The sequence below is a fragment of the Burkholderia sp. 8Y genome (genome assembly GCF_902506145.1).
In the GTDB taxonomy this organism is placed as follows: domain Bacteria; phylum Pseudomonadota; class Gammaproteobacteria; order Burkholderiales; family Burkholderiaceae; genus Caballeronia.
Genome location: NZ_LR733519.1, coordinates 214025 through 228227, shown reverse-complemented (window position 1 = coordinate 228227; position 14203 = coordinate 214025). Strand labels below are relative to the sequence as shown.

The following is a 14203-nucleotide window of genomic DNA, read 5'->3' as shown; positions in this document are numbered from 1 at the left end:
GCTTCAGCGCGCGGACTCGATGGCGGCGGGGCTCAGATCGGTCGGAAAGCAGTGTGGATGCTCGAAGCCGATTGGCGATGCGCCTGTCGAATAGATGATGTTGTCGGTGTTATTCGGCCCCTGACCCGCCGGGACGCTGCCGAGCCCGGCCAACTTGCGCATGCGGTACGCGATGGCGTGATCTGCGCAGGCGCTGTCGCCGCTCACGCCCAGACCGCCGATCACCTTTCCGCCCGCATAGAGCGCCACGCCGCCGCCGAATGTGATGACGCCGCCAAGCGTATGACCGATGCCCGTTCCCTGCTCGAGAAAGCGCGGGTCGAACGGGTTCGAGTTGTTCAGACCGTAGAGCGAGCCGCCCGGCTGCGTGGCCGCATAGAGATTCGCGGTGGAAAGCGCGAGGGCATCGTTGGAAAAGCCGTTCGCCGTGTACGCCTTCGCAATGGCGATGGCGCGGCTGCCGGGCCACGCATCGCCCGTCTTGATGACCGAGCACAGATGCCCTTCCCGATCCACGACGGCGGCCCACATCCGGTTCGGCTTGAAGATGCCGCCGTTGTGGTCAGGCAAATTGACGACTTTGGCGAGCTGGTTCTCCACCATCGACACGGTGCCTTGCGGAAGCATGCAACGTCCCGACGGATAGTCGTCGTTGCCATAGGCGTGAGCGAACGGCGACACGAGTGCAATGGAAATTCCGGCGGCCAACGAGTAAGACGCGATCATGCGCATGGCGATTCTCCCGACGTATTCACGATTTAACGACACGAGTGAAGCACTAAATTGATCGCTGCCTAACAAGATAGGATGCCTTAGTGAATAGAACGAACGTTGTATCTTCGTCGTAAACCCTGAACGGACGCTGACGGTCGGGTCGCCTCAAAGCACGCCGAAAGCGCGCTGTAATCGGAAGAAAGTCAGCCGGACACCGACGCTTCCACCGCCGCAAGATAGGCCGCGAGCGCCCGCTTGACCTCACGCAGGTAACGCTTCGCGAGTTGCACATCGCCCATCGCGGGGCGCAAACGGATGGCGAGCGAGCCGCTCGCCAGCGCGCGCAGCATGTCGACGTAAAGCGCGCGCTCGGCGGGTTTCACGCTCGCCATGCGAATGTCGATCACCTTTCTGAGCGTGCCGGGCTCGCGCTTCGTCTTGTCGTCGTGCGGCATGACGGACATCAGGATGAGGCAGTCCGGGTTCTGTTCGAGGTACGTGATGTAAGGCGTCATGATGCGGTCGATGACGGCCTCCGACGACAACGTGCGCCACGTCTCGGTATCGATCTGGCCGAGCGCGTCGTCGATCTCGCCCATCGCCGCGATGTGGCGGTCCCATAGCGCACTCAGCAAGCTCTCGCGGTCCGGAAAGAAGTGGTACATCGAACCGATCGGCGTCTGCGCGCTGCGCGCCACGCCGTGCATGGTCACGCCTGCAAGACCTTTTTCTACAATCAGGTCGGCTGTCGCGTCGAGCACGGCTTCGATGCGCGCGCGGCCTCGCGCCTGCAAGGGCGACCGCGCGCTGCTCGCGCGTTCGGGCGCGTGCGGCTCCTGATCGTGGTGCTTCGTCATCGTGTCTCCAATCGTCGAACCAAACTAGACGCCTCCGTCTACATTCGTGCATACTAGACGATGCCGTCTAGTTTGGCGAGTGTCCGCATGTTCGCGGCGCGCCGTGCGGACGGGCATTCATTACGGCCGCATTCTTTTCGCGGTCACATCGAGGTTGGAGAAATCATGGCAGTTACAGCGCCTGCGCCTGCTCACGGCGGCGAATCGAATGAAGCGAGCGGAGAAGCGGCTCAACGTAAACCGTCCCGGCGACGCCTGCTGATCATCGTCGGCATTATCGCGATCGTCGCGGGCCTCGTTTGGGGACTGCGCTGGTGGACGGTCGGCCGCTTCATCGAAACGACGGACGACGCGTACCTTCAGGCGGACAGCGTGACTATCGCGCCGAAAGTGGCCGGCTACGTGACCGAAGTGCTCGTCGCCGACAATCAAGCGGTCGCGGCGGGCGCACCGCTCGCGCGGCTCGATACGCGGCAATATCAGGCATCGCTCGATCAGGCCAAGGCCACGCTTGATGCGCGCGCCGCCGACATCCAGCGCGCCGAGGCGGAACTCAGGCAGCAGCAGGCCAACGCGGATCAGGCGAAAGCCCAGGCCGACGTGTCGCGGGTGAGCCTCGCGCACGCGGAAGACGACGTGCGCCGCTATCAGCCGCTTGTCGCCACCGGCGCGGAAACCGCCGAGCGGCTCGCGAGCTTGGTGAGCACACGCGATCAGGCGCGCGCCACGCTCGCCGCGAATCTGGCCGCGGCGCGCTCGGCGGCCACGCAGATCGGCGCAACGCAAGCGCAGATCGTGCAGGCCCGCGCGCAGATGGAAGCGGCGGACGCGCAACTGAATCAGTCAAAGCTGGATCTCAACGACACCACGCTCTATAGCCCGCTCGCCGGGCGCGTCGGCGACCGCAGCGTGCGCGTCGGCCAATATGTGCAGCCGGGTACGCGCCTGATGACGGTCGTGCCGGTCCAGAGCCTCTATCTCGAAGCCAACTTCAAGGAAACGCAGGTGGGCCGCATGCGCGTCGGTCAGCCGGCGACGCTGCATGTCGATGCGCTGAAAGGCACCGATCTGCACGGCGTCGTCGAGAGTTTCTCACCGGGCACCGGCGCGCAGTTCGCGCTGTTGCCGCCGGAAAACGCCACCGGCAACTTCACGAAGATCGTGCAGCGCGTGCCGGTGCGAATTCGCATCGATACGGGGCCGCAGACGCGTGAGGTGCTGCTGCCGGGGCTGTCAGTCACCGTCGACGTCGATACGAAATCGGCCACGGACCAAAGCAAGCGCATCGCAGCCGAGAATCGCCATGACTGAGGCAAGCGCGAACGCGCCGGCACGCGCGAGCGCGACCGACTGGATCGCCGTGACCGCCGGCGCGCTCGGCGCGTTGATGGCCACGCTTGATATCTCCATCACGAACTCCGCGCTGCCGCAGATTCAGGGCGAAATCGGCGCGACCGGCACGGAAGGCACGTGGATCTCCACCGGCTATCTGATGTCGGAGATCGTGATGATCCCGCTCGCCGCATGGCTCACGCGCGTCTTCGGGCTGCGCAATTTCCTGCTCGGCAACGCGGTGCTGTTCACGCTGTTCTCGGCCATGTGCGGCCTTTCCCATTCCCTGCCGATGATGGTGGCGGGCCGCATCGGTCAAGGCTTCACCGGCGGCGCGATGATCCCCACGGCGCAAACCATCATCCGCACGCGGCTGCCGCGCGAGCAGATGCCGGTGGGCATGACGCTCTTCGGTCTGATCGTGCTGGTCGGCCCGCTCATGGGGCCCGTGGTGGGCGGCTGGCTCGCGGAAAACATCTCGTGGTCGTGGTGCTTCTTCCTGAATCTGCCGGTGGGTGTCGCGCTGGTCGTGCTGCTCCTGTCCGGCTTGCCGCCCGAAAAGCCGCAGTGGGATGCGTTTTTCAAGGCCGATTGGACCGGCATCGCGGGGCTCGCCATCGGTCTGAGTTCGCTCACAGTGGTGCTGGAGGAAGGCCAGCGCAATCAGTGGTTCGAGTCGAGCGAGATCGTGCTGCTCTCGTGCATCGCCGCATTCGGCATGATGTTGATCGCCGTGTCGCAGGTGGTTGCGAAGCGCCCGATCGTGCGGCTCTCGCTGTTGCGCAATCCGCGCTACGCGAGCGTGATCCTGATTGTCTTTGCCGTCGGCGCCGGTCTCTATAGCGTGTCGTTTCTGCTGCCGCAGTTCCTGAGCATCGTCGCGGGTTACAACGCGCTGCAATCCGGCTCGATCATGCTGATTTCCGGCGTGCCCGCGTTCCTCATGATGCCGGTGTTGCCGCGCCTGCTCGGCAAGGTGGACTCCCGCGTGCTCGTGATTGCCGGCCTCCTGGCCTTCGCCGGAAGCTGCCTGCTGGACATCTCGCTGACCGCGCAAAGCGTTGGACACGACTTCTTCGGGTCGCAGATTCTGCGCGGCATCGGCCAGATGCTCGCGATGATGCCGCTGAATCAAGCGTCGATGGCTGCGGTGTCGCGTGAAGAATCGGGCGATGCCGCCGGGCTCTACAACATGGCGCGCAATCTCGGCGGCTCAGTCGGGCTCGCGATTCTCGGCACCGTGATCGACCGGCGCAACGACTTCCATACGGAAGCAATCCGCGAATCGGTCACGGCGAATTCCGTCATCGGACAGGAGCGGATCGCGAGCAGCGCAGCCGGCTTTTTCGCGCAGACCGGCGACATGGCGCACGCGAAATTGCAGGCGCTCGGACAGCTCTCGATGCAAATCAGCCAGCAAGCTGTCGTCATGACGTACTCCGAAACGTTTTACGTGCTGGCCATTGCGCTGCTCGCATGCCTGCCCCTCGCGATGCTGCTAAAAACGCCGTCGTTCAAACCCGGCGAAGCGCCGTCCGCCGGACACTGAAGCAATGAATTCTCACACGATGTCCCGTTCTCACTTTGGTTTCACCCGCCTGCTGCCGCTCGCGGCGCTTGCGCTCGCGGCATGCACCGTCGGACCCGACTATCACGGCGCGCCGGATGTCGCCAAGCAGTCGATCAAGAGCAGCACCTTCGTGCGCGCGCCATCGGAAGGCGTGCTCGCCACCCATGCGCCGGCGGCATGGTGGCGCTCGTTGAACGACTCGCAGCTCGACGCGTTGATCGACGCGGCGCTCGCCGACAATCTCGACCTGAAGATGGCGCAGGCACGCTTGCGCCAGGCGCGCTCCCAACTGCGCGGCGAGCGCGCGAACGAATTGCCGAAGGCGTCGGCGTCGGCAGCGGCGGTGCGCATGCGCTCGCCCGACACGGCGATGCTCGGCGGATCGGGAGGCTCCGGCGGTCGCGGCCCGCTGGACTTCTACACCGTCGGCTTCGATGCATCGTGGGAAATCGACCTCTTTGGCGGCACGCGCCGCGCGATCGAAGCGGCATCCGGCGAGGCCGAAGCCGTGCAAGCCGATCTCGCGGATACGCAAGTCTCGCTCGCCGCCGAAGTCGCGTCCGCTTATATCGACTTGCGCGACGAGCAGGAACGCCTCGCGCTCGCGCAGCGCACCGCTGAATACCAGCAGCAGATGCTCACGTTGACCGAGCAGCGGCGGGCACGCGGCACGGCAGCCGAAGTCGATGTCGAGCGTCTCAGCACGCAGGTCAACACCACGCGCGCGACGCTCGTGCCGCTGCAAGTTCAGATCACCGATTCGCTCGATCAGCTCGCCGTGCTGACGGGCCGCGCGCCCGGCGCACTCGATGCCGAACTCGCGCAGCCCGCGCCGCTGCCCGCGCTGCCCGCGTCGGTATCGATCGGTGATCCCGCGACGATGTTGCAGCAGCGCCCGGACATTCGCGCGGCGGAGCGGCGTCTCGCATCGAGCAACGCGCAAATCGGCGAGCATATCGCGGACTATTTCCCGAAGGTCTCGCTGCTCGGCGACATCGGTTTCTCGGCGTCGGAACCGGGGCATCTGTTCCGCAAGGAAAATTTTTCGTGGCTGGGCGTGCCGTACCTGCAATGGAATGTGCTCGATTTCGGCCGCACGGCGGCGAGCGTCGATGCGGCGAAGGCATCGCGTGACGAAGCCGAGGCGCGTTACGGCAAGACCGTGCTCGCCGCGCTGAAGGACGCGAACTCCGCGCTTTCGCGTTATGGCAATCAGCGCGAGCATGTCGTCCGCCTGCAGGACGTGCAGGCGTCGTCCGAGCGGTCGGCAACGCTCGTGCGGCAACGCTACACGGCGGGCGTCTCGACGTTGATCGACTTGCTCGACGCACAGCGCACGCAGTTCGCCGCGCAACAGGACGTGGTCGCGGCGCGCGCCGAGTTGCTGAAAGACTTTGTCTCGCTGCAAAAGAGTCTCGGCCTGGGTTGGCAGCCAACGTCGGATACGAATTCCAATTCGTAAGGAACGCGTTCGATTGCTCTGCGGAATGCATCTTGCGAAAGCGGTTCGGTCTTGAACCCTGTGCTTTCGGCATCACGCGGAGAATCGAATGCATCGAGCGAATCATCCTGCAACACGCATCAAGGCGCTTGCGCGCGCATTGCTGATCGCGGCTAGCGCCGCCGCCTTCGCGACGGTGGCGCAAGCGCAGATGCAAGCCCAGACGCAGGCGCAAGCCGCACCCGCCTCGTCGCCGCTGCCGCCTTCGGAGTTGTACGGCGAGCTTTATCGGGAAGTGCAACTCGCGCATCTCTATCCCGACAGCAAGACGTTCGCCGACATGACGCCGACTGTCTCGCCGCAGCAGGTCATGACCGACTACGCGAACCGCACGCAGCCGTTCGATCTGGCCAGCTTCGTCGGCTCCCACTTCACGCTGCCGCAACGCGAGACAAAGGGCTACACGTCCGATCCCAACGAAAGCGTGACGGAGCATATCGACACGCTGTGGAGCGTTCTGCGCCGCAATCCCGATGCGAACGCGAGCCCGTGGTCATCGCTGCTGGCGCTGCCGTACGCGTATGTGGTGCCCGGCGACCGCTTCGACGAGATCTACTACTGGGATTCGTACTTCATCATGCTTGGACTGCTGCAAAGCGGGCAGCGCGAGTTGATGAAAAACGAGCTGGATAACTTCGCGACGCTCATCGACCGGTATGGCCATATTCCGAACGGCAACCGAAGCTACTATCTGAGCCGCTCGCAGCCGCCGTTTTTCGCGCAGATGGTTCAACTCGCCGCCGAAACGGACGGCGACAGCGCGTACTTGCGCTATCTGCCCGAACTCGCGCGGGAGTACGCGTACTGGATGGACGGCGAGGACAAGGTCGCGCCCGGCGACGCGTATCGGCATGTCGTGCGGCTTGCCGACGGCACGTTGCTGAATCGCTATTGGGACGACCGCGCCACGCCGCGCGACGAGTCGTATCGTGAGGACGTGGAAACCGCCAGGGACATGCCGCAGCGCAATCCCGAAGACCTGTGGCGCAACCTGCGCGCGGGCGGCGAAACCGGCTGGGACTTCAGCTCGCGCTGGTTCGCGGACGGCAAGTCGCTCGCCACGGTCGAAGTCACGTCGCTCGCACCGGTCGATCTGAACGCGCTGCTCTACGATCTCGAACGCACGCTGGCCCGCGCGTATCGCGTGAAGGGCGACGCCGCGCACGCCGAGGACTTCGAGCAACGCGCGCGTGCGCGGGCGCAGGCGATCCGCAGTCACTTGTGGGATGCGCAACTGCATGCGTTCGGCGATTACGATCTCGCGGCGCACGCGCTCACGCATCGCTTAAGCGCGGCCACGGTGTATCCGCTATACGCGGGCATCGCGACGAAAGCGCAGGCGAGCGCGGTGGCATCGACCCTTCGCGGCAAACTACTGCGCGCGGGCGGCCTCGCGACCACGACCGTGCGCTCCGGTCAGCAATGGGACGAGCCGAACGGATGGGCGCCGCTGCAATATCTCGCGGTCATGGGGCTGCGCCGCTATGGCGAGTCCGCGCTCGCACGGCAGATTGCCGAACGCTGGATTCAGACGAACGTCGCGTATTACCAGCACACCGGCAAGCTCGTCGAGAAATACGACGTCGATGCGAAGGCGGGATCGACTGCGGCGGGCGGCGGCGAGTATCCGCTTCAGGACGGCTTCGGCTGGACCAACGGCGTGTTGCGCACGCTGATGGTCATGTATCCGTCGGCGGCGGGCGCGAGCACGCGTCCGGTCGACGTGCCCTCGGGCGCGGCCGGCGTCGCGGACGCGGCGGCATCGGCGGCGAAGGCGTCGAAGAATACGCATCGGCTGACACCGACGCCGAGCGGCCAATAAGCCCGCGTCGGATCGTAGGAATTCGGGACCGTGCGCGGCGCTATACTCACGCGCTTTTGCGCCACGCACGGCCCGAAGGACAACCGATGAACGCATTTCCCCCTTGCCCGCAATGCCATTCCGACCTCACGTACGAAGACGGCGGCACGCTTATCTGCCCCGAGTGCGCGCACGAATGGCAGGCGAACGCCGACACGGCCGCCGAAGCGTTGGCGAAGGTCTATCGCGACTCGGCGGGCAACGTCCTGAGTGACGGCGACACCGTCACGGCCATCAAGGATCTGAAGCTGAAAGGTTCCGGCGGCGTCATCAAGATGGGGACGAAGGTTAAGAATATTCGCCTCGTCGATGGCGATCACGACATCGATTGCAAGATCGACGGCTTCGGCGCGATGATCCTGAAATCGGAGTTCGTGCGCAAAGCCTGAACATTCGAGCGGCGGCCAAGCGGCAACCAAGCGGCAAGCGCATTGTAAAGATGCGTTACGATGCGTCTTTTCCACGCCCCGCCCCGCCGTTTCGTCTTGACTGCGTCCGAATTCAAAGTCATCGCCCGCGCGATGCTCACCCGTCTCGCGGCCCGGCTGCGTCCGCACGTCCGGCCGCGCACGCTGCTCCTGCTGCCGGCGCTTTTCGCGCTCTATGTGCTCGTGCTGATTCCGTTCACGCCCGGCATCAGCGATATCCGCAAGGCCAAGGTCGATCAGCCCGCGCAAATTCTGTCCGCCGATGGCAAGCTGCTGGCCGAGTTCAAGCCGACGCATCGCGAATGGGTGAGTATCAAGCAGGTCTCGCCGTACGTCATCGACGCGCTCATCTCGACGGAAGACCGGCGTTTCTACGCGCATCATGGCATCGACTGGCGGCGCACGGCTTCGGCGGCGCTGCACACGTTTTCGGGCGATCGCCAGGGCGGATCGACGCTCACGCAGCAACTCGCGCGCAATCTGTATCCCGATGAAATTGGCCGCTCGCAGACCCTCACGCGCAAGCTCAAGGAGGCGATTACCGCGTTCAAGATCGAAGCCGTCTATTCGAAGGACGAGATTCTCGAAACGTATCTGAACACGGTGCCGTTTCTCTATAACGCATACGGCATCGAAATGGCCGCGCGCACGTACTTCGGCAAGTCGGCGGGCCAGCTCGACGTGCTCGAAAGCGCGACGCTGATCGGCATGCTGAAGGGCAACAGCTATTACAACCCGGTGATCAATCCCGAACGCGCGCTCGACCGGCGCAACATCGTGCTCGGGCAGATGGTGCGCTTCGGGCATCTGGCGCCCGCGAAACTCGACGCGCTCACGAAGCGGCCGCTGCGCATCGACTTCGAGCGGCAGACCGAAGAGCCGGGACGCGCGCCGCATTTCGCGCAGCAGTTGCGCAAGTGGCTGATCGCGTGGGCCGACGACCACGACTTCAATATCTATTCGGACGGCCTCGTCGTTCGCACGACCATCGATTCGCGCCTTCAGGCGATGGCCACGCAGGCGCTGACGTGGCAGGGCAATCAATTGCAGTCGATCGCCAACGCCGCGTGGGGCGCGCATGGCGGCTGCGCCAACGCCGACGCCGATCTGGTGCGCGCGTTCGTGCGCGAGACGAGCGAATACCGCGCCGCCCGCGACACGGGCGCGACGGATGCGGACGCCGTCAAGCATCTGATGGCGGATCGCGCGCTCATGCGAAACGTCTGCGAGAACAAGACGCGCGTGCAGGCTGCGTTCCTCGCGCTCGATCCGCGCAACGGACAGATCAAGGCATGGGTCGGCAGCCGCGACTTCACGCAGGACCCGTTCGATCACGTGCAACAAGCGCGCCGCCAGCCGGGCTCGACGTTCAAGCCGTTCGTCTACGGCGCGGCATTCGAGCGCGGCGCGATGCCGACGGACACGTTCATCGATCAGGATGTGACCATTCCGGTGAACGGCAGCGAGACGTGGCATCCCACGGACGAAGCGCCGCCGAGCGGCCGCCCGGTGAGCCTGCGCGACGGCATCGCGTTCTCGAAGAACCGCATCACCGCCCAACTGATGCAGTCGGTCGGGCCGGCGCGCGTCGCGCGGCTCGCGCGGGACATGGGCGTGCGCGAGAGTCGACTCGATATCGTGCCATCGCTCGCGCTCGGCACGAGTCCGGTGACGCTGAAGGAGATGGTCTCGGCGTACGGCACCATCGCCGATAACGGCAACTACATGGAGCCGCTGCTCGTCACGCGCATCGAGAACAAAAAGGGCGATGTGCTCGCGCAATTCGAGAGCACGCCGGAGCGCGCGCTGTCGATCGATGCGACGCACAAGCTCGTCGACGTCATGCGCGATGTCGTGAATCGCGGCACCGGCACCGCTATTCGCACGCGCTTCGGCATTCGCGGCGATGTGGCGGGCAAGACGGGCACGACGCAGGACAACGCGGACGGCTGGTTCATCCTGATGCATCCGCAACTCGTGGCGGGCGCGTGGGTCGGCTTCAACGACAGCCGCGTGACGCTGCGCAGCGACTACTGGGGCCAGGGCGCGCATAGCGCCTTGCCGATGGTCGGCGACTTCGTGCAGCGCGCGTTGCGCTCGCGTCTGATCGACTCGCGCGCACGCTTCGACATGCAGGCGCCGCCGAGCGCGTGGCAGACGAGGATCGCGCGGCTGCGCGCGTGGATCGACGAAGCGTTCTCGAAAAAGCCCGCGCCGGATGCGGCAAAGGCGGCTCAGACGGCGGCGCAGAAACCCGCGCGCGTGAAGCGGACGCCGGCGGAACCCGTGGCGGAGGTGACGGAAACGCCGCCCCAACCTCCGATGCTCCCCGCCGTACCGCCGCTCTTGCCCGCGTCGCCCGGTGTGGCGGCGAGCGAAGCGCCGGTGGCGGCTTCAGCCAGCGAGCCCTGATTTCAGGCTTCGGAGAAGAACCCGGCGACGATATCGTCCTTCAGCCGCGCAAGTCGCGCGTCGGTGCGTGAACGCGGACGCGGCACGTCCACAGCGATCACGTCGGCGATGCGCCCCGGCCGCGCCTGCATCACCACGACGCGATCCGCGAGCAGCACGGCTTCCTCGACATCGTGCGTGACGAGAACCATCGTGATCCGCTCGGCGGCCCAGATGCGCTGAAGTTCGTCCTGCATGCGCGCACGCGTGAGCGCATCGAGCGCGCCGAACGGTTCATCGAGCAGCAAGAGGCGCGGCCGGTTCACGAGACCACGCGCGATCGCCACACGCTGCGCCATGCCGCCGGACAGTTGATGCGGATAGTGCCGCTCATACCCGCACAGCCCGACGAGCGCGATGTGCTCGGCCACCGCGCGGGCCTTCTCGCTCTTCGACAAGCGCGCGTTGCGCAGCGCCACGGCCACGTTCTGTTCGACATCGAGCCACGGGAACAGCCGATGATCCTGAAACACGATGCCGCGCGAAAGATCCGTCGAAACGACCCGCGCGCCGTCGAACTCGATCTCGCCTTCGAATGCGTCGTCGAGTCCCGCGACGAGCCGCAACAGCGTCGATTTTCCGCATCCACTGGCGCCTACGATGCTCACGAACTCGCCGCATCGCACGTTCAGGTCGATCCGTTCCAGCACGGGCGCGGTGTCGTCGCCGGCAAAACGCTTGCTCACGTGCCGCAAGGCGAGGCTGCCGTCCTGCGTTGCTATCGTTGCCATCCGCTTCTTCTCCTCAAACATGGTGCGACGATTCGAACCATCGCCGCTGTATCGCGCGGGCGAGCGCATTGAGCGCCCACCCCGTTATCCCGACCACGATCACGCCGAACAGGACGAGATCCATCCGAAACTGCTCGCTGCCGTCCACGAGCGTATTGCCGATGCCGCTGCCCGCCACGAGCAGATACTCCGCGCCGAGCGTGGCGAGCCACGAATAGATGAGCGCGAGGTAAATGCCCGTGAAGATGGAGGGCAACGCGGCGGGCAACACCACATGCGCGAGCGTTTGCAGGCGGCCGTAGCCGAACGTGCGGGCGACTTCCACCCATTGCGGCGGCACGGCGCGAATGCCATCGCTCGTATGCACGACGACCGGCACGAGCGCTGCAAGCGAAAGGAACACGACTTTCGCGACATCGCCCAGACCGAACCACACGGAGATCAGCGGAATCCACGCGAACAGCGACACTTGCTTGAACGTGTCGAAGCTCGGTGCTATCGCGCGATTCGCAAGCCGCGAGACGCCGAGCAGCGCGCCCAGCGCGAGACCGAGCGTCGTGCCGATCGCAAAGCCCGTCAATTCCCGTGCAAGCGATGCAGACAACGCACGCGCGAGCGCGCCGCTTCGTGCCTGCTCCAGCGCAGTTTGCAGCACTTGCGCAGGCGAGACCATGACGCCGTGGCCCGGCTGCGCGTGACGCGACACGAGCCACCAGAGCGCGAGCCCGGCGAGCGGCAGCACGAAGCCGCGCCAGCGTTGCGAACCGGTCGCGCGCCGCTTGTTCAGGGTTCCGGCTTCGAGTTCCAGTGTCGACATATTGGCTCCTTAGGCCGCGTTCGCGCGGTCGAGCTTGCGCTCCAGCGCCGCGAGCGAACGGTCCGCGATGAAGCCGATCGCGCCCACGATCAGCACCGAGGCAAGCACGAGATCGAGTTGAAAGAGCTGGCGACCGTACACGATCAGATACCCGAGCCCTTCCGACGACGCCACGAGTTCGACCACGACGAGCGTGAGCCACGCCTTCGTGAACGCGAGGCGCACGCCGGTGCCGATCATCGGAATGGCGGCGGGCAACGTGACGTGCACGATGCTTTGCCAGCGCGAATAGCGATAGACCGACGCGACCTCCCGCAGCGCGGGCGGCGTGCTGCGAAATCCTTGCAACGTGCTGAGCGTGACCGGCACGAGCGCCGCATGACCGATCAGCAGATACTTCAGCGGCTCGCCGATGCCGACGACGATCATCAGAAACGGCAGCCATCCGAGCACGGGCACCTGCACGATCGCGTTGAAGCTCGGAAGGACATACGCTTCGAGCGATCGAGACAGACCGAGCGCCGCACCCAGCACCGCGCCGAGCGCCACGCCGCCGAAGAACCCGACCGCCACGCGCGAGAGGCTCGCGGCAAGATGCGTCCACAATTCGCCGCTTTTTGCGAGCGCGCCGAGCGTCTCGAAGACGAGCGCGGGCGGCGGCAAGACCTGCGCGGATATCCAGCCATAGCGCGAACCGAGCACCCACAAGAGCGCGCACAAAACGGGCAGAAGCCAGGGAAGCGCGGTCCAGCCGACCGTGCGCAACGTCTGCAAGCCCGGCGTGCGGGTGGCGGCGCGCTCAGTCGTGAGCAACGCGCGGGACAGTGTATTGGCCATGAGCCGATTCTCCGTGAGGGTTGAGCGTCACGCCTGCGGCTTGCCCGACGCATCGAAGCGCGGCCAGTAGCCATCGAGCTTGAGCGACTTGATGGCCTGATCGAGATACTTCGGCTCGAACCATCCGTTGACGCTGACGGGCTGACGAATCAGACCGAGGTGCAGCGCGTCGTCGGCGACGGCCTGATAACGTGCGACGAGAAACGGATCGATGAGCGGCGACATGCGGTCCTTCAAGGGCTGGTTCGCATACTCGGCCTGCCACGATTGCGCCGGCACGCCGCTTTTCGCCCACAGCGCGAAGAGCGCGTCACGGTTCGATTCGTCCGACGACCATTGCGCCGCCTGCACCACCGATGTCACCACTTTCTGCACCGTATCGGGATGCGCGCGCTCGAAGTCGTCGAGCACGAGGAGATGCGCCTGTCGCGTGAGCTGCAAGCCGCCATCGCGCGATGCATAGATGATCTTCGCCAGGCCCTGACGTTGCAGCTTGAACAGCGAATAGTCGAGGAACACCGCATCCACGCCCTTCGATGCGAGCGCCGCTTGCGCCGCCGCCGTATCGAGGTTGATGACGCGGAGATCGCGCTCGGTCATGCCGTTTTCCTTGAGCACGTTGTCGGTGACGAGCTGAAGATTCGTACCCCGAAATACTCCGACGCGCTTTCCCTTCAGATCCTTCACGCCCTTGATGTCCGAGTCGGGCGGCACTGCGAGATAAATCCCGGTGCGTACGTTCGATGCAAGCAAGAGATGCGTCTTGAGCCCGTTGGCGCGTCCGAGCACCGAGGGCAGATCGCCCTGATACGCGAAGTCGACCTGCTTGTTCGCGAGCGCCTCGTTCACGGCGGGGCCCGCGCCCTTGAAGAAGAGCCATTGCACATCGATATGCTCGGGCTTCAATGCTTCTTCCACGCGATGCTGCAATTGCGCGGTCGCGGCAGGCGATCCGCCGAACGTCGGGGGATCGCCCATGCCTTGCTGGGCGACGCCGATACGCACCACCTGCGGTTCCGCCGCGTGCGCGGCGTATAGAAGTGTCGCGCTGAACAACGCGGCCAGACTGCGTGTGATGACACGGAAAGTTGTGTTCGATTTCAT

The 14203-nt window shown here is 65.1% G+C and carries 12 protein-coding genes; 6 read left to right on the top strand and 6 right to left on the bottom strand.

Translation table 11 applies throughout. From position 1 onward, the window contains the following. Positions 1-3: 3 nt before the first annotated feature. Positions 4-732, bottom strand: coding sequence for a GlcG/HbpS family heme-binding protein (locus GV035_RS01005; protein ID WP_159832688.1), 729 nt, complete (start codon positions 730-732; stop codon positions 4-6). Between the two features lie 185 nt (positions 733-917). Beyond that, positions 918-1571 carry a TetR/AcrR family transcriptional regulator gene (locus GV035_RS01000; protein WP_159832687.1) on the bottom strand — a complete coding sequence of 218 codons (654 nt, stop codon included), beginning with the start codon at positions 1569-1571 and terminating at the stop codon, positions 918-920. Between the two features lie 165 nt (positions 1572-1736). On the opposite strand from GV035_RS01000, the gene GV035_RS00995 reads away from it, so the two are divergent. The 6 genes from GV035_RS00995 (at position 1737) to GV035_RS00970 (ending at position 10675) form a co-directional block, all read left to right on the top strand. Next, entirely contained in the window at positions 1737-2882 is a 1146-nt protein-coding gene (locus tag GV035_RS00995; protein WP_159832686.1) for an HlyD family secretion protein, read from the top strand. Continuing rightward, on the top strand, positions 2875-4452 hold the full coding sequence (locus GV035_RS00990; protein ID WP_159832685.1) for an MDR family MFS transporter: 1578 nt from the start codon (positions 2875-2877) through the stop codon (positions 4450-4452). Before GV035_RS00995 ends, GV035_RS00990 begins: the two co-directional genes overlap by 8 nt. A 19-nt stretch (positions 4453-4471) precedes the next feature. Beyond that, the gene (locus GV035_RS00985) at positions 4472-5935 is read left to right on the top strand and encodes an efflux transporter outer membrane subunit (protein ID WP_159832684.1); all 1464 of its coding nucleotides are present in this window, start codon (positions 4472-4474) and stop codon (positions 5933-5935) included. Between the two features lie 88 nt (positions 5936-6023). Next, a complete protein-coding gene (treF, locus tag GV035_RS00980; RefSeq protein WP_159832683.1) occupies positions 6024-7796 on the top strand; it encodes an alpha,alpha-trehalase TreF in 1773 nt (590 codons plus the stop codon). Positions 7797-7882: 86 nt separating this feature from the next. Further along, on the top strand, positions 7883-8224 hold the full coding sequence (locus tag GV035_RS00975; protein ID WP_159832682.1) for a zinc ribbon domain-containing protein YjdM: 342 nt from the start codon (positions 7883-7885) through the stop codon (positions 8222-8224). Between the two features lie 132 nt (positions 8225-8356). Continuing rightward, positions 8357-10675 (top strand): penicillin-binding protein 1A, encoded by a 2319-nt coding sequence (locus tag GV035_RS00970; RefSeq protein ID WP_236572524.1) that lies wholly within the window; start codon positions 8357-8359, stop codon positions 10673-10675. Positions 10676-10677: 2 nt separating this feature from the next. Here GV035_RS00970 and GV035_RS00965 read toward each other — a convergent pair whose 3' ends face one another. From GV035_RS00965 to GV035_RS00950, 4 genes are read right to left on the bottom strand one after another with little or no spacing between them, the layout of a single operon-like run. Continuing rightward, the gene (locus GV035_RS00965; RefSeq protein WP_159832680.1) at positions 10678-11445 is read right to left on the bottom strand and encodes an ABC transporter ATP-binding protein; all 768 of its coding nucleotides are present in this window, start codon (positions 11443-11445) and stop codon (positions 10678-10680) included. 13 nt (positions 11446-11458) lie between these two features. After that, a complete protein-coding gene (locus GV035_RS00960) occupies positions 11459-12262 on the bottom strand; it encodes an ABC transporter permease (RefSeq protein ID WP_159832679.1) in 804 nt (267 codons plus the stop codon). 9 nt (positions 12263-12271) lie between these two features. Continuing rightward, positions 12272-13099 (bottom strand): ABC transporter permease, encoded by an 828-nt coding sequence (locus GV035_RS00955; RefSeq protein ID WP_159832678.1) that lies wholly within the window; start codon positions 13097-13099, stop codon positions 12272-12274. A 27-nt stretch (positions 13100-13126) separates the two neighbouring features. Beyond that, positions 13127-14203 (bottom strand): ABC transporter substrate-binding protein, encoded by a 1077-nt coding sequence (locus GV035_RS00950; protein WP_159832677.1) that lies wholly within the window; start codon positions 14201-14203, stop codon positions 13127-13129.

Excerpts from the sequence above, each read along its gene's own strand:
- GV035_RS00975 (WP_159832682.1), top strand. The coding sequence starts at position 7,883 with ATGAACGCATTTCCCCCTTGCCCGCAATGCCATTCCGACCTCACGTAC.
- treF (WP_159832683.1), top strand. The coding sequence starts at position 6,024 with ATGCATCGAGCGAATCATCCTGCAACACGCATCAAGGCGCTTGCGCGC.
- GV035_RS01000 (WP_159832687.1), bottom strand. The coding sequence starts at position 1,571 with ATGACGAAGCACCACGATCAGGAGCCGCACGCGCCCGAACGCGCGAGC.
- GV035_RS00990 (WP_159832685.1), top strand. The coding sequence starts at position 2,875 with ATGACTGAGGCAAGCGCGAACGCGCCGGCACGCGCGAGCGCGACCGAC.
- GV035_RS00950 (WP_159832677.1), bottom strand. The coding sequence starts at position 14,203 with ATGAAATCGAACACAACTTTCCGTGTCATCACACGCAGTCTGGCCGCG.
- GV035_RS00955 (WP_159832678.1), bottom strand. The coding sequence starts at position 13,099 with ATGGCCAATACACTGTCCCGCGCGTTGCTCACGACTGAGCGCGCCGCC.
- GV035_RS00965 (WP_159832680.1), bottom strand. The coding sequence starts at position 11,445 with ATGGCAACGATAGCAACGCAGGACGGCAGCCTCGCCTTGCGGCACGTG.
- GV035_RS00960 (WP_159832679.1), bottom strand. The coding sequence starts at position 12,262 with ATGTCGACACTGGAACTCGAAGCCGGAACCCTGAACAAGCGGCGCGCG.
- GV035_RS00995 (WP_159832686.1), top strand. The coding sequence starts at position 1,737 with ATGGCAGTTACAGCGCCTGCGCCTGCTCACGGCGGCGAATCGAATGAA.
- GV035_RS00985 (WP_159832684.1), top strand. The coding sequence starts at position 4,472 with ATGTCCCGTTCTCACTTTGGTTTCACCCGCCTGCTGCCGCTCGCGGCG.
- GV035_RS01005 (WP_159832688.1), bottom strand. The coding sequence starts at position 732 with ATGCGCATGATCGCGTCTTACTCGTTGGCCGCCGGAATTTCCATTGCA.
- GV035_RS00970 (WP_236572524.1), top strand. The coding sequence starts at position 8,357 with ATGCTCACCCGTCTCGCGGCCCGGCTGCGTCCGCACGTCCGGCCGCGC.